This window comes from Halomarina litorea, assembly GCF_024227715.1.
In the GTDB taxonomy this organism is placed as follows: domain Archaea; phylum Halobacteriota; class Halobacteria; order Halobacteriales; family Haloarculaceae; genus Halomarina; species Halomarina litorea.
Map to the genome: position 1 here is coordinate 360,759 of NZ_CP100448.1, position 25,134 is coordinate 385,892.

Here is a 25,134-nt window from a genome sequence, read left to right on the forward strand (position 1 = left end):
CTCCGGACGTGTGTATGAAACCGTGTGTACGTGCGATCCAGGCGCTCACTGGACCCGTTCATCGTGGTCCAGAGCATTATATTATCATCGTGGCTACTGTGCCACATGGTGGATAGCTCGGCTCGAGTGCCGACGAAGGACGTGCCAAGCTGCGATAAGCTGTAGGGAGCCGCACGGAGGCGAAGAACTACAGATTTCCTAATGGGAATCCCTTTACAATTGCTTTGCGCAATGGGGAACGTCCAGAACTGAAACATCTCAGTATGGACAGGAAAAGAAACCGAATGGGATGTCGTTAGTAACGGCGAGTGAACGCGACACAGTCCAAACCGAAGCCTTCGGGCAATGTGGTGTTCGGACTGACCGTAATCGACCAATCGCTTGCGAGAACTCTCCTGGAATGGAGGGCGATACAGGGTGACAGCCCCGTATCGTAGGCGAGCGGTCGTGGGTCTGTTCCAGAGTAACGGGGGTTGGAAATCCCTCGTGAAGATGGCAGGCATCAACTGCCAAGACTAAATACTACTCGAGACCGATAGTGGACAAGTAGCGTGAGCGAACGCTGAAAAGTACCCCGAGAAGGGGGGTGCAATAGAGCTTGAAATCATGTGGCGATAGAGCGACGGGGCACGAAAGGCCGTCTGCGTAACGACCTGGGGGCGACCCCACAGTAGGAGGCAGACGGAGCCGGTGTTCCGTCGTACGTTTTGAAAAACGAGCCAGGGAGTGTGTCTGGTTGGCGAGTCTAACCCGAGTATCGGGGAAGGCGTAGGGAAACCGACATGGCCGCAGCATTGCGAGGGCCGCCGTGTTCAAGCGCGGGGAGCCAATCGGACACGACCCGAATCCGGGTGATCTACACGGAGGCAAGGCGAAGCATGGCGAAAGCCATGTGGAGGCCTGTTAGAGTTGGTGTCCTACAATACCCTCTCGTGACCTGTGTGTAGGGGTGAAAGGCCCATCGAACCCGGTAACAGCTGGTTCCGACCGAAACATGTCGAAGCATGACCTCTGCTGAGGTAGTTCGTGAGGTAGAGCGACCGATTGGGGCGACCGACGCCGAGAGGCGTCGGCACCCCTGTCAAACTCCGAACTTACGAACGCCGTGGACGCAGGGAGTCCGGTGTGCGGGGTAAGCTTGTGCACCGTGAGGGAGACAACCCAGAGCTGGGTTAAGGTCCCCAAGTATGGACTAAGTGCGATTGAAGGTGGTCTCGAGCCCTAGACAGCCGGGAGGTGAGCTTAGAAGCAGCTACCCTCTAAGAAAAGCGTAACAGCTTACCGGCCGAGGTTCGAGGCGCCGAAAATGATCGGGGCTCAAGTCCATCACCGAGACCCGGCGGCACGCCTTACAGCGTGTTCCCGTAGGTCGGCGCTCCGATCGGGTGGAAGCACGGGCGAGAGCTCGGGTGGACCGATCGGCGACGAAAATCCTGGCCATAGTAGCAGCGATAGTCGGGTGAGAATCCCGACGGCCGAACGGACAAGGGTTCCTCAGCAATGTTCGTCAGCTGAGGGTTAGCCGGTCCTAAGTGCTGTCGTAATTCGAGCAGCACAAACAGGGAAACTGGTTAATATTCCAGTGCCGCTGTACATTGAACGCTGACGCTTCAGGGTCGCCTGAGCCGGGCTTTCGCCCGGTCGAATCGTCAAAACCCGTGGAAGCCGTAATGGCACGAAGCGGGTGAACGGCGAGATAGGGCAACTCAGGTCAACCCGGAGCCCGTGAAAAGGCAAGTACAGCGACCGTACCAAGAACCGACACAGGTGTCCGTGGCGGAGAAAGCCAAGGTCTGTCGGGAACAACCGACGTTAGGGAATTCGGCAAATTAGTCCCGTAAGTTCGCGATAAGGGATGCCTGCCCCGGAAAGGGGCAGGTCGCAGTGACTCGGACGCTCCGACTGTCTAGTAACAACATAGGTGACCGCAAATCCGAAAGGACTCGTACGGTCACTGAATCCTGCCCAGTGCGGGTATCTGAACACCCAGTACAATGGGACGAAGGACCCGTCAACGGCGGGGGTAACTATGACCCTCTTAAGGTAGCGTAGTACCTTGCCGCTTCAGTAGCGGCTTGCATGAATGGATCAACGAGAGCGTCACTGTCCCAACGTTGGGCCCGGTGAACTGTACGTTCCAGTGCGGAGTCTGGAGACCCCCAAGGGGAAGCGAAGACCCTATAGAGCTTTACTGCAGGCTGTCGCTGGGACATGGTCGCTGATGTGCAGCATAGGTAGGAGGCGTTACACAGGTACCCGCGCTAGCGGGCCACCGAGCCATCAGTGAAATACTACCCGTCAGTGACTGTGACCCTCACTCCGGGAGGAGGACACCGATAGCCGGGCAGTTTGACTGGGGCGGTACGCGCTCGAAAAGATATCGAGCGCGCCCTAAGGCCATCTCATCCGGGTCAGGAACCCGGAGAAGAGCGCAAGAGCAAAAGATGGTCTGACAGTGTCATGCCTAACGAGTGACGCTGACGCGAAAGCGTGGTCTAGCGATCTTATGAGCCCGCCTGATGCGGGCCATAAGTGACAGAAAAGCTACCTTAGGGATAACAGAGTCGTCACCGGCAAGAGCACATATCGACCCGGTGGCTTGCTACCTCGATGTCGGTTCCCTCCATCCTGCCCGTGCAGCAGCGGGCAAGGGTGAGGTTGTTCGCCTATTAAAGGAGGTCGTGAGCTGGGTTTAGACCGTCGTGAGACAGGTCGGCTGCTATCTATTGGGGGTGTATTGGTGTCTGACGTGAACGTTCGTATAGTACGAGAGGAACTACGAATGGTCGCCACTGGTGTACCGGTTGTCTGAGAAGGCACGTGCCGGGCAGCTACGCGACAAGGGGTAAGAGCTGAATGCATCTAAGCTCGAAACCCACATGGAAAAGAGACACCGCTGAGATCTCTCGTAGAAGACGAGTTCGATAGACTTGGGGTGTACGCACCGAGGTAACGAGGTGTTCAGCCCGCAAGCACTAACAGATCGAAGCCACCATTCATACTGCACTGTGACCCATGAACGGGTCCAGGCGTTAACTGGATCGCACGTACTCTGACCGACAGTGGTCCTTGACAAGACGCGGTTCGATTCCGCGCGTCGGCGTTAAGGCGGCCACAGCGGTGGGGTTCCTCCCGTACCCATCCCGAACACGGAAGATAAGCCCACCTGCGTTCCAGCGAGTACTGGAGTGCGCGAGCCTCTGGGAAAACTGACCCGCAAGGGTGGCCAAGCACGGGCCGAGGATCGTGATCCGCAGTAGACCAGGGTTCGCCCCAGTCGACACGGAGATCGGTCTGTAGACGCCCGCAGCTGGTGGTTCGCCGCCATCCATTCATACCTTATCCAATCATCCGAGAGCGGCCGCACTGGTCGCTCTCTCGGTTGTCACACACGAGGAGCGGTCGCTGTAGACCGCTACCCTTATTCGCATCCTTCCAGTAGAGACATCTGCGCCAAGGTGGCAGAGTCCGGTTTACGCGGCCGCCTGCAGAGCGGCTACACGCCGGTTCAAATCCGGCCCTTGGCTTCTTCTTTCGAACCCTCCACGAACAGCAGACGACGACGGAGGCGTTCGACCCACGAGTGAGTACCGGTCCACACTCGAGTTCGGTTCCCTTCGACGGGTCCTCGACGAGTGTCGGTCACCGTGAGAGGCGTCACTCCCCGCACCCCGGTCGACGCCCGTTACCGGGTGGCGTCCACCCCTGTGGAGGCCCGCTTGCCGACCACGAGTCCCGGGTGTGGACCGTATGCTCCGGTGTCCGTCCCGGTGAGCCGTGCGAGTCGTCCGCGCGCGGGAACGCAACCGATATACGCGGCGCTTTCGTCGCCTCATGTATGCAGCGACGAGCGGCCGCGGCCCTGTTCGTCTTCTTCCTCGTCATGGGAGCGAGCGCGTACTCCGTCATCGCGCTCGCGGACGCTCCCGAGATCAACCTGCAGGAGGAAGAAACGTATTCGCAGGGCGACAACTTCGTCATCGACGGCCAACGATACAACGTCAGTGAACTGGGCATCGAGGAGTCGTCGGGCGGTGGCGGCCACGGCGGCGGCGGTGGGGCACACCCCGCCGGCGCTATCACGTGGACCGTCCAGAACGCCTCCTTCAACGAGACGCTCCAGAACGGGTCCTCGTTGGAGTACAACAACGGCTCGTACCTCGTGACGGTCGGCGCCGCGCCGAACACGAGTGCGGTTCCGACGACCGGTGGCTCCGGCAACGCGTCGGGAAACCAGTCCGGAAACCAGTCCGGCAACGCGACCGACTCCGGTAACGGCACGGCTGCCCCGAGCAACGGTTCGGGGTCGGGGAACGCCTCGGGCAACGCTTCCGCCGGTGCCAACGCGACGAGCGCGTCCGCCGCACAGACCGGCAACCAGTCTGGCAACGCCTCAGGCAACCAGTCTGGCAACGCTTCGGGTTCCCAGAGCGGCAACCAGTCCGGGAACGCCTCCAACGGGTCGTCGAGTAGCGCGCTCGAACCCGCCCCCGGCGCGCTCGTGCTGACCGAACAGCAGGACGTTGAGTCCATCCTCCAGTCGGACCCCGCGGTGTACAACTCGACGGTCACCTCGGAGGGCGAGCAGTTCGTCCGCTACCGCTCGAACGGGACGTTCGTCCCGCTGTCGGAGTACCTCTCGACGCCCGACCAGCAGCGGTTCACCGAGGGTGACACCTTCACCTACCAGAACCGGACGGTGCAGGTGGCGAACGTCACGAACACCACGGCGACCATCGCGTGGACGGCCCCGCGCGAGGGTGACGCCGACCTGGAACAGGGTGGCAACGTCACGCTCGCCAACGGCGAGACGTACATCGCGAACTTCATCACGGAGGGCCACGGCAACAACACCTCCGTCGAGGTCCAACTCTCCCAGAACTTCGAGGAGTACAACCGACAGAACCAGTTGAAGAACTCCTTCAACACCCGGATGAACGGCATGTGGGGCATCATCATCATCTCCGGCCTCGCCGGCTTCCTCGTCCTCATGTTGGCGTACATCCCCGTCCGCGGCTGACTCCGGGCCGCCTCTCTTTCGACGGCTCCCTGCTCGTCGAGCGACGCGTCCCCGGTGTCCCGGTCGACTCTCGGGACGACGAGCGATTCGCAGTTCGTTCGCCACCGACCCGATCGGCTCCGACGTGGTTCGGACCCTGCCCGTCGGTTCAAACGCCGTCTGTAGCGTTTTCACTGCTCACTGCCGTTCGCAGGAAAACGGGGTGGGAGGAATTTGAACTCCGGTCGCTCGCCTCACGTCCGTTCGCCTCGCCCCCCAGTTCAAATCATCTGTAGCCGCTTCGCTCTCCACTGCCGTTCCTCGCAGAAGCGGGCTGGGAGGGATTTGAACCCCACTCGCACGTGCTCGCTTCGCTGCGCGCGTGCTCGTTGTTCAAATCCCCCGTTACTGCTCCCGTTACCGCTCCACTCGTCGCGTCCGTTCCTCGCAGAAGCGGGCTGGGAGGGATTTGAACCCCCGGCCGTCTGGTTAAAAGCCAGACGCTCTCCCTAACTGAGCTACCAGCCCTTCGCCCCAACGTTCCGAGGGACGGCGCTAAACCGTTACGATTGGCGCGCCGCCACCCTCATGGTCGGGTCCGACCGACTCCGAGGTATGGCCGACTTCGCGACACGCTACGGCGCGGACTGCCGCGCGTTCGTCGAGCGACTGCTCTCGTTCGCGTCGACGCCCGGCGACGAGGCGGCGGTGCAGGCGTTCGTCCGCGGCCACCTCGACGCGCTGGGCTTCGAGACGTACGAGTGGACGGCCGACCCCGAACGACTCGCGGACCACGACTCCTTCCCCGACGACCCCGCCGAGATTTCGACGACGGACCGCCCGAGCGTCGCGGGCGTCCTCGAACTCGGCTCCGGAAAGGGGCGCACGCTGGTTCTGAACGGCCACGTGGACGTCGTCCCTGCGAGATACTCGAGCGGGGGCGAAGAGCGGGCGAGCGACGCAGTCCCCGCGAACGAGCGGCAGTGGGAGAGCGACCCGTTCACCCCGACGTGGGACGGCGAGGACCTCACGGCGCGCGGCGCGGCCGACATGAAGTCGGGGCTGGCGGCGTGCGTCTACGCCGCCCGCGCGCTCGGCGACCGGGCGGAGGCGGGCGAGGTCGACGTGGACGGGCGCGTCGTCGTCGAGAGCGTCGCGGGGGAGGAAGAGGGGGGTATCGGCGCAGCGGCCGCCGCACTCGACTCCCCGTACCCCTTCGGGCGCGACGCCGCGATAATCGCCGAACCGACCGAACTCACGCCCGTCGTGGCCAGCGAGGGGAGTCTCATGGTCGAACTGGAACTCACGGGTCGGTCGGCCCACGCCGCGACGCGCTGGCGCGGCGAGTCCGTCCTCCCGCACTTCGAGCGCGTCCGGGCGGCGCTGGACGACTTCGAGACCGAACGCGAGGAGTCGGTGACCCACCCGCTGTACGAGGCGTTTCCCGTCGCGTGGCCTGTCGTCGTCGGGACGGTGCGGGCGGGCGAGTGGGCGTCGACGGTCCCCGACCACCTCGTCGCGGAGGCGCGCGTCGGCGTCGCCCCGGGCGAGACGGTGGCGGAGGTGGAGACGGCGCTCCGCGAACACCTCGCGTCGCTCGCCGACGCGGACCCGTGGCTGGCCGACCACCTCTCGATGGACCGTTCCGGTATCCAGTTCGAAGCGAGCGAGATATCGCCGGACGAACCCGTCGTCCGGGCGGTTCAGGCGGGGATGGCGACCCACGGCCTCGCGGACGACGAGCCACGCGGGGTCACCTACGGCGCGGACGCGCGCCACTACGTCGAGGCGGGCGTCCCGACGGTGCTGTTCGGGCCGGGGAGCATCGAGGAGGCGCACTTCCCGGACGAGACGATTCACTGGCCGGACGTGGAACGGGCGGGCGCGGTGCTGTCCGCGGCGGCGGCGGTCTACCTCTCCTCGTGAGTCTCGGCCAGTGCCTCAGCGATGACCGCCTCGGGGTCGCTGTCGGCCACCGCGGCACGCCGTCGGAGTTCGCGGTACGTCGAGGGTTCGAGCGATAACGAGATATCGCCGACGCTCGCGCCCTGTCGGCGGAGCGCGCGTTCGACGCTCTCGCCGTCGTTGATGTCGCTGGCGGCGGCGCGGACCTGCCTGACGGTGAGGTCGTGGTCGAGGACGGCCCACGCCAACTGGTAGCGGGCGTCGCCGTGGACGCGCGCGATGTGCTTCGCGGCGGTGGGGGCGATGCGCCCGGTGGCGACGTACCGTCGCACGGACCGGGGCAGGTCGTGGACGCGCGCCCACTTGCGGATGAACGAGACGGTGACGTCCTCGCCCGCGCGTTCGGCGGCGGCCTTGTACGAGCCCTCGCCGCGGACGAGGGCGGCGCAGGCGGCGGCCCCGCGGAGCATGTAGACGTTGTCGTCGGCCCCGGCGGTGTTGTTCGCGAAGGCGGCCACCGTCTCGGCGGCGAGCGCGAGGCTCTCCGGGTCGCTCGGGTCGAACCCGACGGCCTGTCGGGCCCGCTCGCCCATGACCGCCGGGTCACCGCGGATGACTGGTTGGCCGACCGGTGACTCGCGGTCCGCGGGCGGCTCGTCGCCGTCACTCATTGGAGTGTTCACGAGGGGCGGGCGCAAAAACGTCTCGGGGGTGTGTCTGCCGGCCGTCAGTCAGCATGGGGATCAGTCGTCGCGGCCTTCGCTGAGGTGGTCCCACACTTCGGCACAGCCACACCCGTCCTCGATGTCGTCGAGGTGGCTCGTATCGACGTCCTCCTCCTCGTCGCGGGCGTCGGCTTGCTCCTCGTCGGTCGCCCCCTCGGGTCGGTCAGTCGCCACGCTGCTCGCTGAGGTGGTCCCACACTTCGGCACAGCCACACCCGTCCTCCACGTCCTCCAGGTGGCTCGTGTCGACCTCTTCGTCGGGCGTCTCGCTCGACTTACTCATCGGTTCCCTCCTCGTAGAGTTCCGGCGCGACGTCCGCCGAGACGTGCTGGCGGGTCCCCGCCGGTGACTCTCGTGCTATCATCGACTCACCGTACGAACGCACCGCTCATAAGCCCGCTCTCGGCAGTAACGCTGGCCAGTAGTTCGCCGTCCCAACAATCATTGCCGCTATCGGAGACGGCAGTGCGAGGGGGAAACCGACGGGGGGCGGCGGGTTCGACCGGATTTCCGGTGTCGTCGGATTCGATGACGCTCGGCAGTCGTTGCCGACGCGCGAGCGGGTATGTCCGCCGAGCCACAAGCGGGTGTGTGGCGACCGCTATCCACCAGTTGGACGACGGCGCGTGGGTGAGCGTCAACGACGAGCGTGTCATGAGCGTCAGCGACCTCTGGCGACTCGTCGACCACGACTTCTGCACCTGCGAGGTGGCCGACGTCCTCGCCGAGGGGTTCGTCGACGTGGGCGTCGAGCCCCCCACGGTGACCGTGCGATTCGCCGGCCAGTGCATCGCCTGCGGCGCGGAGGGCGTCACGGGCTGGATTCCCATCGGCCGGGCCGACCCGGAGACGGGGGCGTTCCGGGCCGTCGACCCCGACGCCGTCCACCGGCCCCGACCCGTCGCGGACTGAGAGACAGCCGGGCGGTCCGTCCGCGGCCCCCCGCCCTCCTGCCTCGTGCGTGCGGCCGCGGACGGACTGCGGGTGGCGGCAATATTCTCCGGAGGGGCGAAGTCCCCGCCAACCTTGACGCGACGCGGGGGGGTTTAGGTGCGGAACCCATCTCGCTTCACATGCCATCGAAGGTCGAGGGGTGGAAGGACGAGGTCTACGGTCCCGAAATCCGGGACCATCTCTTCGAGTTCGCGGAGGAGGGGTGGGACGCCATCCCGGACGACGAGTACGACGCCTGGTTCGAGCGCTTCAAGTGGTGGGGGCTGTACCACCAGCGAGACGGACAGGACGGCAACTTCATGATGCGCATCGGGACGCCGATGGGCCGCATGACGCCCGAGCAACTGCGCGTCGTCGGGGAGATCGCCGACGAGTACGCCCGCGGTCCCGCCGACAACCCCATCTTCGGGGCGGCGTACGTGGACGTCACCACTCGGCAGTCGATTCAACTGCACTGGATTCAACTGCAGGACGTCCCCGACATCTTCGAGAAACTGGAGGCCCACGGTCTCTCGACCATCCAGGCCTGCGGTGACTCCTGGCGTAACATCGTCGGGTCGCCTGTCGCCGGGCGGGACGCCGACGAACATCTCGACGTCTGGCCCATCGTGCAGGAACTCAACGAGGAGTTCAAGGGCAACCCCGCCTACGAGAACCTCCCCCGCAAGTGGAAGGTCTCTGTCACGGGCGACACCCGCGGCGCGGGCCAGGGCGACATCAACGACCTCGCGTTCGAACCCGCCGTCAAGGACGGCGAGCACGGCTTCAACGTCCGGGTCGGCGGCGGCCTCGCCCGCAAGGAGGAGCGTTTCGCCCGCGACATCGACGTGTTCTGCGCCCCCGAGGACGTCACGACGGTGTCGGCGGGCCTCTCCGCGCTCTTTCGCGACCACGGCGACCGCGACAACCGCTTCAACGCCCGCATCAAGTTCCTCGTCGACGAGTGGGGTCCCGAGAAGGTCCGCGACGTCCTCCAGGAGGAGTACATCGACTACGACCTCCCCACCGCGGGCGAGGACCTGCGCCACGAGTACGACTACAACGCCGGGCGCGCGGACGCCCCCGGCGACTACGTCGGCGTCCACGAACAGAACGACGGGCAGCACTTCGTCGGCCTCTCGGTGCTCACGGGCCGGATGGGTGCACAGGACGTCATCGACCTCGCCGACCTCGCCGAGGAGTACGGCTCCGAGATGATCGGTCTCACCCAGCGCCAGAACGTCATCGTCGCCGACATCGCCGAGGAGGACCTCGACGACTTCCTCGCGGAGTCCGTCCTCGACGACTACTCGCCGGACCCTCACCCGTTCATGCGTGGCTCCATCGCCTGTACGGGCACCGAGTTCTGCTCGCTGTCCATCGTCGAGACGAAAAACCGGATGGTCCGCTACGCCCGCTGGCTGAAGGAGAACGTCGACCTGCCTTCGGGCGTCGAGGACTTCCACATCCACCTCTCGGGCTGTACCGCCTCCTGCGCCCAGCCCCAGATAGCGGACATCTCCCTGCGCGGCATGAAGGCGCGCAAGGACGGCACGCCCGTCGAGGCGTTCGACATCGGCCTCGGCGGCGGCCTCGGGGAGAACCCGCAGTTCGCCGAGTGGGCGGAGATGCGCGTCCCGGCCGACGAGGTGCCCGGCTACGTCGACAACCTGCTCCGGGTGTACGAGGCCGAACGCGAGGACGAGTCCGAGAGCTTCCGCGACTTCATCGCCGCGACGGACCCCGACGATCTCGAAGGGCTCGCGGAACCGGAGGAGACGTCCTACGAGGACCCGATGATGCACAACACGAAGCGCACGTGGTACCCCTACGCCGAGGACGACTCGATGGACGCCGCCCCGACGCGGGCGGACTGACCGGCGCGCTACTTCGGCTTCGCTCCGTTCTCCCTACTCTTCCTGTGCTTCCTCGACGCGAGCGGCGTGTTTCTCCAGGTCGGCTGCGATAGTCCGGGCCTGGTCGGGCGTCAGCGTCACGCTGTCGGCGTGGGCCGTCAGGTGGTCGAGGTCGGAGGGGTCGATTTCCAGTTGCAGGGTGACCTCGTCGGGGTGCTTTCGCGGCGAGGTGACGTTCAGGACGGCGAGGCCCTCGTCGGTGAAGTCGGCGCCCTCCGCTCGACCGTCCAGCAGGTCGAGGGTCGTGTAGGCGTTGACCTTCATGATTCGGTCTGCCATGGCTCGACGTGGGGCGACCGGGAGGTAAGGGTGGCGGGTCGGGGCGGACTCGACCGGGTGGTCGAGCATTCCTCACTCCGCCTCGTACGGACGCAGGTGGAGGACGTACAGGGCGTGGACCGTCACGCCGTGGTCGTGCGCGAGGCCGATGGCGTGGTCGGCGGCCGCCCGCGCGCAGTCGCTCCCGTCACCAGAACGCGTCGCGTTCTGGTTGGCTCACGAGAGCAGAGCTCTCGTGAACGTCCGTGAGGACGAGGATTCGGTCGGACATGACGCACACGCTTGGCGCTCCGACGACGGGACGTTGTCGTCGGGGTCACCTGCCGTCCGGACGGACCGTCCGCCCGCACTCCGAACAGCGGTAGGCGTGGACGCGCCACCCGCCGCCCGTCGTGTAGCGTTTCACGTAGGCGTCGACCGCCCCGCACCGGGGACAGACCCGCGGCGGGCCGTCGTCATCACTCATCGCTCGGACGTGGGTCGCGCGCCGGGAAAAGCCTGCACTACACCGTCACCGTCTCACCCAGTTCGGGGGCGCTCGCGTCGTAGCCCGCTTCGCGCAGTTCCCCGGCGAACCACGCACATCGGTCGCCGTGGTTGCAGAGCACCCGTGCGTCCTCGTAGTCCGCGAGGAACGACTCCAGCCCCGGGCGGTCGGCGTGCGCCGAGAACTCGAAGAGGTCGGTGCGGGCCGCGACGGGCATCACCCGCCCGTCGAGTTCGGCGCTCCCCGTCTCCAGCAACTCCCGACCGGGCGTCCCCTCCACCTGGTAGCCCACGAACGCGACGAGATTGGTCGGGTGGCCGCGAATCTCGGGGACGTACGTCATCGCCGGGCCGCCCGAGAGCATCCCGCTGGTGGTGACGACGACGGTGTTCTGGGCGGCGATTCGTTTGCGCTGTCCGTCGCGCCCCGTCACGAACCGGGCGCGCGAGGTGGCACGCTGGAGGGCGTCGGCGTCCCGGACGAACTCGGGATGGGAGTTCAGCATCCGGGTGACGCGCTTTCCCATCCCGTCGACGTAGCACTCCACGTCGTTGGCCGCACACGCCAGCAACACCTCCTGTGTCCGCCCGATGGCGAAGGCGGGGACGACGACGGTACCGCCTCCGACGACCGTCTCGCGCAGTGCCCGCGCGAACCGTTCTTCCGTCTCGGCGCGGTCCGCGTGGGTCACGTCGGCGTACGTCGACTCGCATATCACGACGTCCGCGTCGGGCCGCTCCGTACTCGGCGCGACGAGTCGCTGGCCGTTCTCCGGGGCGGGCGCGCGCGGTCGTTCGGGGTTCCCGACGTGGAAGTCGCCCGTGTAGAGCAGTCGGGCGTCTCCATCGTCCACGAGGACGTGCGCGCTCCCGGGGATGTGGCCTGCGTTGTAGAGGGTGATTTCGTAGCCGGCGGCCTCGAAGGACTCGCCGTAGCCGTGCGTCTCGGAGACCTGCGTGAGTCGCGCCACGTCCGTCTCGGTGAACGGGCAGTGCGGGGTGCCGCCGTGGAGTTTCAGCGTGTCGCGCGCGAGCGTCAGCGCGAACTCCCGCGTCGGCGGCGTCCAGTGGACGGGCGGTCTGGCCCGCCCCGAGAGGAGCGCCGGGAGCGCCCCCACGTGGTCGAGGTGACCGTGCGAGACGACGACCGCCTCCGGGTCGGGCGACCCGACGGGGTAGCTCGGCGGGTTCGTACTCGCCATCCCGTAGTCCAGGAGCAACGTGTCGTCGACGAGCACCGCGCTCCGGCCCACCTCGCGCGCGCCGCCCAGAAAGCGCAGTTCCATTGCGCCTCGTTGCCCGCGCGGGCGCTTGTGTCCGTCGGGTTCGACTCAGCGCTCGACGCGCCACACCTGGAACTCGGCGTAGCCCGCGTCGTCGTCCCCGCCCTCGCCGTAGGCGAGCGCGAGCGACCCGAGCCACCAGTTCCACTTCTCGGGCAGCCCCTCGTCGGGGGCGTCCCGGAGGTGCGAGACGACCGTCTCGGGAGTCAGGTCGTGGCCCGCGTCGCGGGCGTAGCGTCCCGAGTCGGCGAGGTCGGTCACCTCCCGGCTCACGGCCCGGAACTCGTCGGGCGACCCGTCGAACGCGGCCCGGAGCGCCCGCTCGAACCGCTCGCGGTTCGTGGGTTCCTCGCGGTCCATGGGTCCCGTCGGTGCCCGGCCGGGTTAGTCGCGGCGGCCGCCGTCCGGCGTCACTCGCGGGGGTCGCCGTCGCCCTCCGTCCCGGTACGGACGTCGAACCCGTCGGGGAGCATCGTCGTCCCCCGCACGGCGAGCACGTGCATCTCGCTGACGGTCGCGGCCATCCCGCGGAGGCGTCGCTGGATTCGCTCGGCGTCGGGCGTGGAGCGCTTCGTCGAGAGGACCACGTCGGTCGCCTGTCGGTGGAGCCGTTCGGTGAGGTGGGGGTACGGTGCAGTCTGGACGTCGTCGAGGGCCTCGCTGGCGTGGTGGGCGACGCGCTTCCACTCGGCGAGGCGAGCGTGGCGACGGGCCCGGTCGACGGCGTAGGCCGCCCCGTCGTACGCCGGTCGGTCGGTCGGCATGCTACGAGGTCACGCGCCCAGCGGGAGGTCGCTTCCAGCTACGTCCGTAGCCTCGCGACGCCCGCGGGGGTACACAAGGAGTCTCACGCGGAGCCGCGGAGTTCGTCGGTCAGCGCGCGGCGCTGGAGTGCCTCGATGGCGCCGCGGAGTTCGTAGAGCCGGCGGCGGACCCGCCGGTAGTCGGGGCGCTCGCGGCCGAGTACCGCGAGGACATCGGTACCGAGCGCCCGCGCACGCTCGACGAGCGTCCCGTAGGGAGCCTGCTTGATGGCGTCGAGGACCGTCCGGACGAGCGTGGCGACCCGCCGCCACTCCTCCCGGTCGCTTGCGGCCACGGCCGCGTCCGCCGCGTACGAGGCGTCGTCGTACGCCGGGGAACGGCCGGTGTTCGTCGGTTGCACGGTCGTATATCCGCTAGCAATGAGCATATCCTCTCCGTAACGGCCCAGTAACGACGGGCGGTCTGGTGAGCGGGTCACCCTCCCCCCATCACGTCACCATCTCCGGGCCGGCGGCCCGGGGTCGTCGCGCGCCGCCCCTGAGGTCGGGGCGTCGGGACGCGAACGAGCGTTTCAGTACCCTTTTTGCCACTCGTCGATTCACACCCGGTATGGCTGAGTTTCAGGTCGTCGTCGCCGACCCCGAGGACGGCACGACCCACCAGTTCGACGTGGAGGGACAGGACGCGAACCGATTCGTCGGTCGCAGCATCGGCGAGGAGGTCGACGGCGGGAGCGTCGGCCTCGACGGCTACACGCTCGAGATCACCGGCGGGTCGGACAACGCCGGGCGCCCGATGCGCGGCGACGTCGCGGGCCCGAACCTCAAGGCGGTCCTGCTGACCGGCGGCGTCGGCTTCGAGCCCGAGGTCGACGGCGAGCGAAAGCGCGTCACCGTCCGCGGGAGCGAGATCAGCGAGGAGACCCGACAGATCAACGCCAAGATATCCGAGCGCGGGAGCCAGTCGGTCGACGAACTCCTCGGTCTCGACGGCGACGACGAGGCCGAGGCCGACGACGAGTAAGCAGTGTCCGACCGCATCCCGCACGACCACTCCTCCGTGTCGACCCACCGCGCGACACTCGCGCGGGCGGGCCGCACCGACCGCCCGAAGATCGTCCTCCCCGAGGACCTGTCGGTGCCGGAGGGGCCGGTTCGAATCGTCCTCGACGGCCGGACGTACCACACGCTGGTCGACGTGGACTTCGACGGCGTCCCGGAGGTGCGCGGGGTCTACGAGAACGCCCGGATGGCCCGCGAACGCGAGGGGTCGAGCCACCTCGCGGAGTGGGTCGAGGAGCGCAACCTCGAGTTCGGCCGCTCGGTCCACGTCGACGTGGTCGAAGCCGACCTCCTCGGCGTCCGCGCGCCCGGCGAGACGGCCGTCTACACCGCCTCGCCCGGTCCGGACGACTCGCTCGCGGACATCGCCCGCAACCTCGACGAGTAGTTCCGGCGGGTCCGTCCGCGCGAACCGTCACGCTCGCCCCGAACAGCGGCGCTTTTCCGTCTCCTGTCTGTAGTCGGCGTATGGACACCCCACGACGCGAGTTCCTCGACGGCGACCGCCCCGACGACGTCCTCATCTACGTCGCGGGCGAGGACGCCGACGACGTTGACGCCCTCGCGGCCCACGGCGAACGGGTCGACGACGGCGTCGTCCTCGTCCTCCCCGGCGACCAGGGCCGCAGCGTCTTCCAGCGTGCGACCGGCATGGGCGCGATGGACTTCGCGGGGGCCGCGATGAAGACCGACGGCGAGGTGGCAGACGACCTCACCGGCGGCACCTGCCCGAGCGCTCACGACGACGAACCAGACGCCGACCACCGCGCGCAGTTCGTCCTCGCGTTCGCCGAGGCACAGAACGAGGAGGTCGGCGGCATCTACGAGGAGGGCACCGTCGTCCACGCCTACGTCTCCTGTTCCTGTGGGACCGCCTACTCGGACCGGTGGGTCGTCGGCGACGCGTAAGAGCAGCCGAAAGCCCCCTTTTGGCAGTCGTTCTCCCCGCCTAGCGCTCGCTCTCGATGCCCTCGTCGTCCTCGTCGGGGAGGTCCTCGAAGGCCTCGAGGATGACGCGCTTGGTCACCGCGCCGCGCGTCGTCCAGTGGTGGGCGTAGTCGAGCATGTCGTCGTAGATGTCGGGCTTGCACCCGGCGGCCTTCGGGTGGCCGCCGCCGCCGACCCGTCCGGCCACCTCGTGGCACCGCTGGAACTCGTCGGTACCTCGGATGGAGGCGCTCCCGGAGGGTTTGACGATGACGGCGGCGTCGGACCCCTGTTCGCGCAGGGCCTCCGCGACCTCGTTCTGCGAACACCGGCCGTAGGTGACGGCGACGGTGACGCCGTCGACGTCGTGGAACTCGGCCCGTCCGACGGCGAGGTCGACGAGCGCGCGCTTCTCGACGCGCCGCGCTTCGAGGTAGTCCGTCGCCACCTCGGGGAGGTCCGCCCCGTGGACGCGGACCGTCGCCACGTACGTCTCGCTTCCCACCCAGTAGGCGAAGTCCGCCAGGTCGTCGCTCCGCGGGTCCTCGCGGAGCCACAGGTCGTGGTCGCGGGTGACGGCCGCGAGCGTCTCGTATCGCTCGTCGAAGTCGTGGTCGAGACTCCGGAGGGCCACGTCGGTGGTACACTCCTCGTCGGACTCCCCGACGACGAGGTCGACGCCCGCCGCCCGTACCCGCTTCGTCAGCGAGTCGTCCCACTGGTGGTGGTCGAACCAGTGGACGTCGTCGGCGTGGGCCGCGAGGTCCGGGAGGGACTCGAGGTCCTCCTCGCCGTCCGGACAGAGGTCGCAGACGTACACCGTGACGCCCTCGGGGGCGTGCTCGACGACCTGTTCGAACGCCTCGGGGAACCAGTGGGGGGAGGCGGCGACGACGGCGACCGTCCCCTCGTAGACCGCGTCCGTCTCCTCCGGGTCGAGCAGGTCCGCCGTAGGGACCGGGTCGCCCTCGGCCTCGCGGACGAGCGCCGCACTGCCCAGTCCGTCGGCGTCACCGTCGGCGACGACGACCGCATCCGCGCGTTCGAGCGCCGCGATTCGTTCCTCGGGCGGTCCCTCGCGGTCGGGGGCGAAGAAGCCCGCCCCGGGGATGACGGACTTCCGGGAGAGCGGCAGGTCGTCGTAGAGTGTGTCGTCCATGGACTGTCGAGACAGCCCGGCGCAATCAACCCGGTGGTTCGTGGGCGTTCCGGGCGCTCGCTCCGAGTCGCGCAGCTCGCGGCGCTCTTCGGTCGCTCGCCACTCCGGGATTCTCACTCGCTTCGCTCGTTCGAATCCCGCAGCTCGCGGCTCCGTTCACTACCAGCGGCCGCAGGCCGCCGGTTTTCAGCGGGACGACTCCGCCGTCCCGTCCCAGTCGCCGCTCGCCACTCCGGGATTCTCACTCGCTTCGCTCGTTCGAATCCCGCAGCTCACGAGTCGTCTCTCCTCGCTCGCTACTCCGCGGTTCTCGGGCTCTCCGAGCCTTCCGAACCGCGGAGCTCTCGCACGGTCAACACGGGCACCGGACACTCCCGGACGACGGCCTCGGCGACGCTCCCGAGGTGATAGGAGAAGGGGGCGTCGCGTCCGCGGGTGCCCGTCGCGACGACGTCGGCGTCCACGCGCTCGGCGTACCCGACGATGATCTCGACGGGGTCGCCCTGCCGCACGGCAGTCGTCACCGGGCGGTCCGTCCGCTCGCTGAAGCGCGCGAACGTGGTCCGGACCGTCTGTTCGTGCTCCGCGTCGTCGTCGTCGAGCACCGAGAGGACGTGTACCGCGGCGTCGAACCGCTCGGCGAGGTCGAGCGCGGTCGCGACCGCCCGCTCGGCGCTCGCGCTGGCGTCGGTCGCGATGACCACCGTCTCGAACATACCACACCCTCTGTGTGGGGTCCTCTAATAGCCGGTGGTCGACACGCCCCCGCGCGGGCACGGTCGCCGGGTCGCCGTCCCCCCGGACCGCCCGACGCGGTTCGGAGCGCCCGAGGGGGCGGAGCGCTACAGTTCGCCCGTGCGGGCGTACCGGAGCAGAGGGCGCAGGTCGTCGCTCGCGGGGCCGAGTTCGACCTCGCCGGCCGCGTCGTGGTGGACTATCGCCCCGGCGTCGTCGAGTTTCGGCAGGTCACCGTGTCGAAGCGCGAGGTACATCTCGTCGACTCGCTCGTCGGCCACCGACACGGGGTCAGCATCCTCGCTGCGGGCGACGACCCGGCGGGCCAGCCTGCGTTCGTCGAGCGCTCGCCCGGCGTCGAAGAGGACGGCGAGGACGCGCCGCCGTCGCTCGCTCGTCACGAGTCGGAACGCTGTCTCTGGGGGGAGCATACGTACGGAGGGGACCGTCATGGGGACGGTGGCCCGTTCGAGCCGACTGACAAAAGCCCTCCGGCCGCGTGCCGACGCGAGCGGGCGCGACACCCTGACGACCACGGGGTTTTTGCCCTCGCTCGCGGAGTGCTCACGTATGGACATCGAGACGGTGCTGGTGCCCGTCGACGGCAGTTCCCAGTCCGCTCGCGCGGTCGAGGTGGCCGCGGCCATCGCGAACCGCTACGACGGGGGCGTCCACGCGCTCTACGTCGTCGACGACGTCGAGGACGGCCGAACGGAGCAGTTGATGGTCGCGACGCGGGCGGCCGCCGGCGACGTCCCGCTCACGCACTCCTCGGCGTACGGGTTCTCTACCTCCCACCTCTCGCACCACCCGGGGAGCGTCGTCCTCGACGCCAGCGAGGACGCCGGGGCGGACTTCATCGTCGTCCCCCGCGAGGACCCCTCGGACCTGCTCGGAAAGGCCGCGGGCTACGTCCTCCAGTACGCGGAACAGCCGGTGTTGTCGGTCTGACTCAGGCGAGTCGCAGCGACATCTCCAGTTCGAAGCTCTCGGTGCCGCTCGTCTCGAAGCCCACCTTCCGGTAGAGGGCGATGGCGGCGTTGTTCCAGCGCTCGACGGTCAACCAGACGCGGTCGACGCCATCGGCCTGCCCCGCGCCGAGCAGTCCCCGGATGAGGGTGGTCCCGATGCCCGCGTTCTGGAAGTCGTTGAGGACGAAGATGGCGAGTTCGCAGGCTCCCTCCGAGTCCGGGACGAGCGTCGCGTGCCCGACGAGGTCCGTCCCCGGCGTGTCCTCGTGTTCGGCGACGACGTTGATGCAGTCCTCCGTGAGGATGTGCCCGAGCCACTCGCGGATGCGGGCCTCGCCGGTCGGCGGGATGCCCTGTGCCCGGTCCTCGGGGTCGAAGGCGACGTACATCTCGACGAGCGCCTCCCGGTCGGCCTCGCCCTCCAGTCGCCGGACGACGACGGGTCGGTCCGCCCGGTCGGCGAAGCGCAGGGGCGGTCGGTCGAAGTCCCCGGCCGGTTCGTCGGGGTAGATGCGGTCGGCGGTCATCGTATCAGCGTCACCGAGGTCTTGGCGTTCAACAGGACGAACTCGCCGATGCTCCCGATGTTGATCTTCCCCAGCGGACTCGTCTCGCCGCCCCCGAGGACGATGCGGTCGAACCCCTCGCGGTCGGCCAGGTCGACCAGTTGGCTCCCGGCGTGTCCCTCGAGGACGCACACCTCGGCGTCGAGGCCCTCCGCTTCGAGGTGGTCGTGGACGCGTGATTCGACCTCCTCGACCGACAGCGGCGAGTCGGGGTTCTCGACGACGGCGACCGTCACCTCGTCGCCGGCCGCCGCGGCGCGGGCCAGTGCGACCTCCAGTGCCCGCAGGGAGTCCTCGCTTCCACCGATGCCGACCAGCGTTCGCATGGAGGTGACTCTACCGGCCGAGAGCAAAAGCGTCCCGGACGACACGCTTTTTCACCACAAGCATCGAGAGGGGGTATGACCGACGAGTCGCCGCCGGACGACGACCCCGCAGGACCCACCGACCGCGAGGACGCGCCGCCCGAAGCTACCCCCGCCGACGCCCCCGAACCCCCCGCCGAGGAGCGGACGGAGGCCGACGACGCCGGGGGAGACGACGTCGAGGCCGACGCCGGAAGGGACGCGAGCGCGGACCGTGAGACCACCGACGAGAGTTCCGCGTCCACCGACTCGGAGGGGTCCCGGGAGGTCCCGGAGGACGTGCGCAAGTACGAGCGCTTCAAGAAGATCGACGGCGCGCGCTACGAACGCGCCAACACCTTCCTCCGGGACCGGACGTACATCACGGCCCGCGAGTGGGCCATCGCGCGCCTCTGTTCGGACTTCCGCACGGAGACGGGCGTCGAGATGACGAAGATCGGGAAGAACCTCCCCGAACTCGTCCCGTTCATGGAGGACACCTACACGCCACAGGCGGTCAATCAGGCCCGCTCGGCCTTCGAGGACAAGATTCGGAAGGCGGGCGCGACGTTTCTCTACGGCGCGATGTGCGACTTCTTCACCGCCGAGGAACTGGACGACGTGATGTACGAGGCCACCGAGGTGGCGAAGTTCCTCCTCGAAGTGGAGGGCGTCGACCTGAGCGTCGAGGAGGAACTGGAGGCCGAAGAGCGCATCTCCAGCGTCATGCGGGAGGTGCGCGCCGCGAGCGCGGACCTCCGCGAACAGGAACAGGACTGACCGGCTAGTTCAACTGCCAGAACGCCTTGTCGCCGAGTTCGAGCAGCGAGAACTCGAAGGTGAAGTAGAGCGTCTCCGTGTCCTTCGGGACCTGATACGAGAGTTCGCCACGTCGAGTCTCGCCGCCGGCGAGTTCCGACCCCTGTGCAAACTTCTGGTCGAGTTGCGAGTAGCTCCCGATGTCGACGGTGTAGGAGTTGCCCTCACCGTCTTTGACGCCCATCTGGAGGCTGATGGAGACGTTGAGCGCCTCAGACGTGCCGTTCTCGACACTGATGTCCGGGATGACGTACTGCTTCCCCTCGTCGGCTTTCGTGTACTCTCCCAGTTCGTCCGTGGTGCGAACGTTGTTGAGCGTCACGGTGACGTCCTCGTGGCTGACGGTGTCTCCAACTGAGTTCACGTCGACTTGGAGGTCCTGCTGGAGGTCGCCTATCGAGTCCGCCTCCTCGCCGAGGGTAACGGTGACGCGGTCGAGTTCGAACAGGTCGAACGCGCTGAAGTCGAACTGGAGCGAGAGTCCGCCCGCGCTCTCGGGGACCTCGTAGACGAGGTTCCCACGCTCGACCTCTCCCGGAGCGAGCTGTCCCGAGCCGAAGTCGGAGCCGCTGCCGGTGCTGGCGATAGCTTGGTCGTAGACGTGGTCCTCGTCGTCCTTGACGCGCGACTGGAGGAACCCGGAGAAGTTGACGAACTCGTCCGACGTCTTGTTCTTCACCTCCATCTGGACGACCTGATAGACGTTCCCCTCGTCCGCTTCCTGGAACTCCCCGAGTTTCTTCGTGGACTCCACGCTCGTCACGACCATCGCGAGCTTCTCGTTCGAGACCACTTCACCGACTGCGGCAGTCTCCGACCCACCCGACTGCCCGTCGTCGGAACTGGAACTGTCGTCGGCACCACCCTCACCGCTTCCGTTCGACTGTCCGCCACCGTCCTGTCCCGACTCGTTCGCCCCATCGCCGCCCGTGGAGTTGCCGTCGCTGTCCGACGCACAGCCTGCGAGCGCGAGGGCAGCACCCGTCGCAGCGACCGACTGGAGGTACGTGCGACGTGACTGGCTGTCAAAATTTACCATCAATCGTCAAATCACTACGTCTATATATACTATTTTCGGAACAGTCTGTATATCGACATACTATCCAGTCGAGACTAGTCTCTGTGCTCACTCCTCGCCGCCACTCCGCGGGACGAACAGGCTCGGGTCGTCGAACTGCACCGCCACCGACCGGTCGTCCGCCAGCGGGCGGGCGTACAGCGTGATGACCTCACGGCCGGCCACGCCGCCGACGTTCGAGAGGTCGTAGTAGAGCGGACAGCAGACGGCCACTCCGTCGTCGGGGGCGGCGACGACGGTCAGGACGAAGGCGACGCCGCCATCGGTCGCGAAGTACACCTCCGTCTTCGAGAGGGCGGCGTCGCCGACCAGGTCCTCCAGGTCCGCGAACTCGTCGTCGGGCAGGAGCACGTCGAACCCCCCGTCGTCCCGGACGGTCACGTCCCCGGGGTGGAGTTCGAGCACCTCGTAGCCCGCCTCGCGGTAGTCGGCGGCCGTGACCGCCATGTCGTCGATGGTCTGTTCCCAGCGGTCGGTGGCTCCCGCGAGGGGGTGGTCGCCGTCGCGCATACCCAGAATCCGCGACCCGGAGGGGAAAGGGTTGCGTGGTCTCGTCGCCGGTCCGACGGAGGGGTGAGACGGACCGATGTCCCGGTCAGTCGCCGGTCTCCCCGGCCCGGACGTTCCGTCCGACGGGGTCGCCGAACGTCTCCTCGTCGCCTTCCCGGCGGTAGACGACCTCGCCGCGGACCATCGTCCACTCGGGGAACACCCCGCGTCTGCCCTCGAACGGCGTCCAGTCGCACTTCGTGTGGAGGTCGGCGGCGCGTATCTCCTGGCTCGCGTCGGGGTCCACGAGGACGAGGTCGGCGTCGTACCCCTGCCGAATCCGGCCCTTCTTCGTGAGACCGAACAGGCGCGCCGGGTTCCGCGCGGTGAGGTCGCGCACCCGCTCGTAGCTCAGGTCGTCGACCCGGGCGGCCTCCAGCAAGAGGGGGAGGGCCGTCTCGACGCCGGGGACGCCGCTGGGCGCCTCCCAGATGCCCGCGTCCTTCTCCGCGCGGGTGTGCGGGGCGTGGTCGGTCGCGACGACGTCGACCGTCCCGTCGGCGACCCGGTCGAACAGGTCCCGTCGACGCTCCTCGCTCCTGAGCGGCGGGTTCATCCGCCCGAACGTGCCGAGGTCCGGGAGGTCCTCTCGCGAGAGGAAGATGTGATGGGGCGTGACCTCACAGCTCATCCCCGCGCCGTCGGCGTGGTCGACTGCCTCTGGCGTGGACGTGTGGGCGATGTGGAGGCGCGTCCCGACGCGGTCGGCCACCTCGCAGGCGCGTTCGACGGCAGTGACCTCTGCCTCGGCGGTCCGGAAGGCGCTCCAGGCGTCCGCGTCGTCTCGCTCGCGGGCGTCCTCGTCGAACAGGTCGGCGTCCTCGGCGTGGACGGTGACGCGCACCTCCGCCTCGTCGGCGCGTTCGACGGCGTCCGCGAAGGCGTCGGCCTCGATGCCCATGTCGCCCGTCGAGTCGGCGAGGAACACCTCGCCGAGGGCGAACAGCGGTCGCTCGAACAGCGAGTCGGGGTCCCACTCGGGCGTGACGCCGCCGTTGACGCCGTAGTCGACGAGCGAGCGCTCGGCGAGCGCGCACTTCCCGTCGAACGCCTCGCCCGAGACGGTTGGCGGGTCGGTGTTCGGCTGGTCGACGACGGTGGTGACGCCGCCCGCGGCGGCGCTCTTACTCCCCGTCTCCCACGTCTCCTTGTGCGAGAACCCCGGTTCGCGGAAGTGGACGTGGACGTCTATCATCCCCGGCAGGAGGAGTTTCCCGTCGGCATCCACGATGGTCTCGTCGTCGCTCGCGCCGAGGTGCTGGCCGACCGTCGCGATAGTCCCGTCGCGCACGCGGACGTCCCGCACCCGCCCGTCCGCGAGCGTCGCGTCCCTGATGAGCATACCACCGTCTCCGTCGGGGGCTACCCTAACCCTGCCGGACGCGAGCGTTTATCAGGGAGGACGGAACCACCGACGGCGTGCGCTGACCGCCGCCGCGGGACGCACCGCGAGGGCCACCCCTCGGACCCACGGGAGTGGGAGTGCGACGCCACGTCCCGCGGACGCCACCGAGCGGCGTCGCCTGCTCGCTCCCGTCCTCAGCGGACGCGCTCCACGACGACTTCCTCGCCGGCCAGCGCCCGCTCGATAGCCCGCGCCACCGTCTCGGGGTCGTCGGGCCCGCCCGCGCGGGCGACGCTCCCCACGTTCGTCGGGTCGAAGGGCACGTCCAGCGCTGCGTACACGGGGTCCAGCACGGTCGCGATGGCCTCGTGGTCGCGGACGACGCAAATGCCCGCCACCAGCGCCGCCCCTCGCTGGACTCGCTGGGCGATGCCGACTATCTTCCCCTCTGTCGACAGCGAGTGACTGCCGGGACAGTACGAGTCGGGCGGTTCGCCGCGCTCGGCGGTGACGCCGAGATCGGCGAGCGCCACCCGGAGGTCTGCGACGGCCTCGTCGTAGCGTGCGGTCAGTCCCTCGCGCATCTCGACGAGCGGTTCGACCCGCGCGAACGCCAGCGTGTTGCCCGTGTAGGCCACCGCTCGTCCCCCGACCCGTCGTTCGTAGGGCGGGAAGCCCCGCTCCTCGGCGGCGGCCCACGCCCGCTCATAGCCATCGCTCCGGGCGTCCCGGCGGCCGAAGGCGACCTGCCGGTGTGGGGTCCAGACGCGGACGGCGGGTTCCCCCGTCTCTCGCGTGTCGGCGACGAGCGACTGCGTCACCGCCCGGTCCTCGTCGATGTCCCCCGCCCGCCCCCGGAGTGCGCGCATACCCCTCGTGGTATCCGAGGGGGCTAAAGCGCCGCGCCCGTAGGGGGGCCATGCCGACCCTGTCGGAGGGCGTCCTCGAACGGTACGAGCGCTTCTCGCTGTACAACTCGCCGTACGCCGCCCACGACCGCGGCTGTGCCGTCGACCTGTACCCGGAGGCGGGACCACACCGTGCCACCAGCGCACCCTCGCCCGTCGCGGGTGAGGTGCTCGACACCCGCTCGGTCCGCGCCCCGCCGAAGGAGTACGCCGCCGAACAGGACCACCTCGTCCTCGTCGAGGTGGACCCCGAGGCGTCGGGTTTCGACGTTCCCGAGGGGACCGTCGCCCGGACGCTCCACGTCGACCCGAGCGTCGACCCGGGCGACCGAGTCGAGGTGGGCGACTCGCTTGGCACGCTCGTCCGCGCCGGCTTCTTCGCCCCGTGGGTCGACAACCACATCCACCTCGGCTTTCGCGCCCCGGACGCGAACCCCTATCGCGCCGCCGGGTCGCTCCCCCTCGACGTGGCCGTCGACGTGGAACCCCTCTCGTGGGACGGCCGCGGGACCGTCCGCGAGACCGGCGAGACGTATCTCGTCATCGACGCACCGACCCACCCCGCGCCCGGCGAACGCTTCGTCGGTATCGCCGCCGAGGGCAGCGACGGGTCCGTGGGCGTCCTCGACGGCGGCCTCGTCCACTACGACGGCGGCGGCCTGCACGGTGGTCCCGACGGCCTCGTCTCCCTGTTCGGCGAACGTGTCGGCGTCGCCGAGGACCGGACCGTCACGTGGGACCCCCTCGCGGTGTTCGCGAACGGCGAGCGCTGTACCGGCCTCTCGCTGTTCTGCGCCCGCGACGAGCGCTTCGGCGCGAAGGTCGTCGCCCCGGGACACGGGTTCGCCGTGGGCGACGAGGTGCGAGTGACCGTGGAGGGGACGGACGACCCGACGGTCCTCAGCTAGCCCGACCGCTCGCGGTGGGCTTCCCTCGCCGCCCGATAGGTCTCGTCGTCCTCGACCATCCCCCACCAGACCTCGTAGCCGAGCGCCGCCTCGCGCTTGTCGTGGTCGGCCCAGTGTTCCGGGTCGCGCTCTTCCCCCGAATCGAGGTACTTCTTGCCCGTCGGGATAGCGCGCGTAGCGCATCGCCCGCGTGTAGCCCATCTGGAGGTACTTGCGGGCCATATCCATCCCCGGAACGTCTCCCCCCTCGCGGTACTCGCGGAACTTCCGGTAGATGGCTTCGCCGGACTCGTCTGCGGTCTCGCGGTCGGCGTAGCCCCACAGCGGCAGGAGTTCGGACTTGTGGGGTTCGACCTTGAACACCCCTTCCTCGCCGCGCCCGATTTCGTACTGCTCCGGGTTCGCGCGGACGTCGATGTCGTACTCCGGGTCGTCGTCCTCGTCGGTCATGTGGGGTGAGAGAGGGCCGACC

Annotated in this window: 28 protein-coding genes, 2 tRNA genes, 2 rRNA genes and 2 pseudogenes; 13 read left to right on the plus strand and 21 right to left on the minus strand. The window is 68.1% G+C overall.

What is annotated here, in order from left to right:
- The first annotated feature begins 84 nt into the window (after positions 1-84).
- The 4 genes from NKG96_RS01910 (at position 85) to NKG96_RS01925 (ending at position 5,020) form a co-directional block, all read left to right on the plus strand.
- A 23S ribosomal RNA gene (locus NKG96_RS01910) occupies positions 85-2,998 on the plus strand.
- A gap of 106 nt (positions 2,999-3,104) precedes the next feature.
- Positions 3,105-3,223, plus strand: a 5S ribosomal RNA gene (gene rrf, locus NKG96_RS01915).
- A 229-nt stretch (positions 3,224-3,452) separates the two neighbouring features.
- Positions 3,453-3,527: transfer RNA gene (locus NKG96_RS01920), tRNA-Cys, on the plus strand.
- Between the two features lie 311 nt (positions 3,528-3,838).
- A complete protein-coding gene (locus NKG96_RS01925) occupies positions 3,839-5,020 on the plus strand; it encodes a DUF8231 family protein (RefSeq protein WP_254536775.1) in 1,182 nt (393 codons plus the stop codon).
- Positions 5,021-5,453: 433 nt separating this feature from the next.
- On the opposite strand, the gene NKG96_RS01930 is transcribed toward NKG96_RS01925, so the two are convergent.
- Positions 5,454-5,527: transfer RNA gene (locus NKG96_RS01930), tRNA-Lys, on the minus strand.
- Positions 5,528-5,614: 87 nt separating this feature from the next.
- On the opposite strand from NKG96_RS01930, the gene NKG96_RS01935 reads away from it, so the two are divergent.
- Complete coding sequence (locus NKG96_RS01935; RefSeq protein ID WP_254536776.1) at positions 5,615-6,925, plus strand: M20/M25/M40 family metallo-hydrolase; 1,311 nt, start codon at positions 5,615-5,617, stop codon at positions 6,923-6,925.
- Here the strand turns inward: NKG96_RS01935 and NKG96_RS01940 are convergent.
- The 3 genes from NKG96_RS01940 to NKG96_RS21235 all read right to left on the minus strand — a co-directional run bounded on the left by NKG96_RS01940 (position 6,910) and on the right by NKG96_RS21235 (position 7,912).
- On the minus strand, positions 6,910-7,575 hold the full coding sequence (locus tag NKG96_RS01940) for a DUF7119 family protein (RefSeq protein ID WP_254536777.1): 666 nt from the start codon (positions 7,573-7,575) through the stop codon (positions 6,910-6,912). The genes NKG96_RS01935 and NKG96_RS01940 overlap by 16 nt on opposite strands.
- A 72-nt stretch (positions 7,576-7,647) precedes the next feature.
- Entirely contained in the window at positions 7,648-7,803 is a 156-nt protein-coding gene (locus NKG96_RS01945; protein ID WP_254536778.1) for a DUF8595 family protein, read from the minus strand.
- Positions 7,793-7,912 carry a DUF8595 family protein gene (locus tag NKG96_RS21235; protein WP_497007239.1) on the minus strand — a complete coding sequence of 40 codons (120 nt, stop codon included), beginning with the start codon at positions 7,910-7,912 and terminating at the stop codon, positions 7,793-7,795. The genes NKG96_RS01945 and NKG96_RS21235 overlap by 11 nt, the downstream gene beginning before the upstream one ends.
- Positions 7,913-8,221: 309 nt before the next feature.
- Here NKG96_RS21235 and NKG96_RS01950 point away from each other — a divergent pair, with 309 nt between their 5' ends.
- Both NKG96_RS01950 and NKG96_RS01955 read left to right on the plus strand, forming a co-directional pair.
- The gene (locus NKG96_RS01950) at positions 8,222-8,542 is read left to right on the plus strand and encodes a DUF8134 family protein (protein WP_254536779.1); all 321 of its coding nucleotides are present in this window, start codon (positions 8,222-8,224) and stop codon (positions 8,540-8,542) included.
- A gap of 161 nt (positions 8,543-8,703) precedes the next feature.
- A complete protein-coding gene (locus NKG96_RS01955) occupies positions 8,704-10,440 on the plus strand; it encodes a nitrite/sulfite reductase (RefSeq protein WP_254536780.1) in 1,737 nt (578 codons plus the stop codon).
- A 33-nt stretch (positions 10,441-10,473) separates the two neighbouring features.
- Here NKG96_RS01955 and NKG96_RS01960 read toward each other — a convergent pair whose 3' ends face one another.
- The 7 genes and pseudogenes from NKG96_RS01960 to NKG96_RS01985 all read right to left on the minus strand — a co-directional run bounded on the left by NKG96_RS01960 (position 10,474) and on the right by NKG96_RS01985 (position 13,692).
- Positions 10,474-10,758, minus strand: a complete 285-nt coding sequence (locus NKG96_RS01960; RefSeq protein ID WP_254536781.1) for a DUF6360 family protein — start codon at positions 10,756-10,758, stop codon at positions 10,474-10,476.
- A gap of 72 nt (positions 10,759-10,830) precedes the next feature.
- Positions 10,831-10,935, minus strand: a pseudogene (locus tag NKG96_RS20850) (hypothetical protein); the annotation flags it as partial.
- Between the two features lie 139 nt (positions 10,936-11,074).
- Positions 11,075-11,224 (minus strand): hypothetical protein, encoded by a 150-nt coding sequence (locus tag NKG96_RS01965; protein ID WP_254536782.1) that lies wholly within the window; start codon positions 11,222-11,224, stop codon positions 11,075-11,077.
- Between the two features lie 37 nt (positions 11,225-11,261).
- Positions 11,262-12,530 (minus strand): MBL fold metallo-hydrolase, encoded by a 1,269-nt coding sequence (locus NKG96_RS01970; RefSeq protein WP_254536783.1) that lies wholly within the window; start codon positions 12,528-12,530, stop codon positions 11,262-11,264.
- Between the two features lie 45 nt (positions 12,531-12,575).
- Positions 12,576-12,887 carry a WNWW family protein gene (locus NKG96_RS01975; RefSeq protein ID WP_254536784.1) on the minus strand — a complete coding sequence of 104 codons (312 nt, stop codon included), beginning with the start codon at positions 12,885-12,887 and terminating at the stop codon, positions 12,576-12,578.
- A 50-nt stretch (positions 12,888-12,937) separates the two neighbouring features.
- Positions 12,938-13,291 (minus strand): hypothetical protein, encoded by a 354-nt coding sequence (locus NKG96_RS01980; RefSeq protein WP_254536785.1) that lies wholly within the window; start codon positions 13,289-13,291, stop codon positions 12,938-12,940.
- Positions 13,292-13,374: 83 nt separating this feature from the next.
- Positions 13,375-13,692: a hypothetical protein gene (locus NKG96_RS01985; protein ID WP_254536786.1), complete on the minus strand. Its 318-nt coding sequence runs from the start codon at positions 13,690-13,692 to the stop codon at positions 13,375-13,377.
- A 209-nt stretch (positions 13,693-13,901) separates the two neighbouring features.
- Between NKG96_RS01985 and NKG96_RS01990 the strand changes: the two genes are divergently transcribed.
- The 3 genes from NKG96_RS01990 to NKG96_RS02000 all read left to right on the plus strand — a co-directional run bounded on the left by NKG96_RS01990 (position 13,902) and on the right by NKG96_RS02000 (position 15,262).
- Entirely contained in the window at positions 13,902-14,315 is a 414-nt protein-coding gene (locus tag NKG96_RS01990) for a 30S ribosomal protein S6e (RefSeq protein WP_254536787.1), read from the plus strand.
- Positions 14,316-14,318: 3 nt separating this feature from the next.
- Entirely contained in the window at positions 14,319-14,741 is a 423-nt protein-coding gene (locus tag NKG96_RS01995; protein WP_254536788.1) for a DUF7112 family protein, read from the plus strand.
- Between the two features lie 80 nt (positions 14,742-14,821).
- Positions 14,822-15,262: a DUF5807 family protein gene (locus tag NKG96_RS02000; protein WP_254536789.1), complete on the plus strand. Its 441-nt coding sequence runs from the start codon at positions 14,822-14,824 to the stop codon at positions 15,260-15,262.
- Between the two features lie 40 nt (positions 15,263-15,302).
- Here NKG96_RS02000 and NKG96_RS02005 read toward each other — a convergent pair whose 3' ends face one another.
- From NKG96_RS02005 to NKG96_RS02015, 3 genes are all read right to left on the minus strand, one after another.
- The gene (locus NKG96_RS02005; protein WP_254536790.1) at positions 15,303-16,439 is read right to left on the minus strand and encodes a DHH family phosphoesterase; all 1,137 of its coding nucleotides are present in this window, start codon (positions 16,437-16,439) and stop codon (positions 15,303-15,305) included.
- 296 nt (positions 16,440-16,735) lie between these two features.
- Entirely contained in the window at positions 16,736-17,155 is a 420-nt protein-coding gene (locus NKG96_RS02010; RefSeq protein ID WP_254536791.1) for a universal stress protein, read from the minus strand.
- A gap of 126 nt (positions 17,156-17,281) precedes the next feature.
- Positions 17,282-17,626 carry a DUF7344 domain-containing protein gene (locus NKG96_RS02015; protein WP_254536792.1) on the minus strand — a complete coding sequence of 115 codons (345 nt, stop codon included), beginning with the start codon at positions 17,624-17,626 and terminating at the stop codon, positions 17,282-17,284.
- A gap of 118 nt (positions 17,627-17,744) precedes the next feature.
- Here NKG96_RS02015 and NKG96_RS02020 point away from each other — a divergent pair, with 118 nt between their 5' ends.
- Positions 17,745-18,125 carry a universal stress protein gene (locus NKG96_RS02020; protein WP_254536793.1) on the plus strand — a complete coding sequence of 127 codons (381 nt, stop codon included), beginning with the start codon at positions 17,745-17,747 and terminating at the stop codon, positions 18,123-18,125.
- Position 18,126: 1 nt separating this feature from the next.
- Here the strand turns inward: NKG96_RS02020 and NKG96_RS02025 are convergent, their stop codons facing one another.
- On the minus strand, positions 18,127-18,672 hold the full coding sequence (locus NKG96_RS02025; RefSeq protein WP_254536794.1) for a GNAT family N-acetyltransferase: 546 nt from the start codon (positions 18,670-18,672) through the stop codon (positions 18,127-18,129).
- Entirely contained in the window at positions 18,669-19,037 is a 369-nt protein-coding gene (locus tag NKG96_RS02030) for a universal stress protein (RefSeq protein ID WP_254536795.1), read from the minus strand. The genes NKG96_RS02025 and NKG96_RS02030 overlap by 4 nt, the downstream gene beginning before the upstream one ends.
- 75 nt (positions 19,038-19,112) lie before the next feature.
- Here NKG96_RS02030 and NKG96_RS02035 point away from each other — a divergent pair, with 75 nt between their 5' ends.
- Positions 19,113-19,835: a DUF5806 family protein gene (locus NKG96_RS02035; RefSeq protein WP_254536796.1), complete on the plus strand. Its 723-nt coding sequence runs from the start codon at positions 19,113-19,115 to the stop codon at positions 19,833-19,835.
- Between the two features lie 4 nt (positions 19,836-19,839).
- Here the strand turns inward: NKG96_RS02035 and NKG96_RS02040 are convergent, their stop codons facing one another.
- The 4 genes from NKG96_RS02040 to NKG96_RS02055 form a co-directional block, all read right to left on the minus strand.
- Positions 19,840-20,913 (minus strand): DUF4352 domain-containing protein, encoded by a 1,074-nt coding sequence (locus NKG96_RS02040; protein WP_254536797.1) that lies wholly within the window; start codon positions 20,911-20,913, stop codon positions 19,840-19,842.
- Between the two features lie 87 nt (positions 20,914-21,000).
- On the minus strand, positions 21,001-21,462 hold the full coding sequence (locus tag NKG96_RS02045; protein WP_254536798.1) for a DUF7529 family protein: 462 nt from the start codon (positions 21,460-21,462) through the stop codon (positions 21,001-21,003).
- A gap of 85 nt (positions 21,463-21,547) precedes the next feature.
- Positions 21,548-22,843, minus strand: coding sequence for a dihydroorotase (locus NKG96_RS02050; protein WP_254536799.1), 1,296 nt, complete (start codon positions 22,841-22,843; stop codon positions 21,548-21,550).
- Positions 22,844-23,040: 197 nt separating this feature from the next.
- Entirely contained in the window at positions 23,041-23,715 is a 675-nt protein-coding gene (locus NKG96_RS02055) for a lipoate--protein ligase family protein (RefSeq protein WP_254536800.1), read from the minus strand.
- A gap of 50 nt (positions 23,716-23,765) precedes the next feature.
- Here NKG96_RS02055 and NKG96_RS02060 point away from each other — a divergent pair, with 50 nt between their 5' ends.
- Positions 23,766-24,662, plus strand: coding sequence for a DUF8155 domain-containing protein (locus tag NKG96_RS02060; RefSeq protein WP_254536801.1), 897 nt, complete (start codon positions 23,766-23,768; stop codon positions 24,660-24,662).
- Here the strand turns inward: NKG96_RS02060 and NKG96_RS20995 are convergent.
- A pseudogene (locus tag NKG96_RS20995) lies at positions 24,659-25,112 on the minus strand (DUF4385 family protein). The gene NKG96_RS02060 and the pseudogene NKG96_RS20995 sit on opposite strands and share 4 nt — an antisense overlap.
- Positions 25,113-25,134 lie beyond the last annotated feature (22 nt).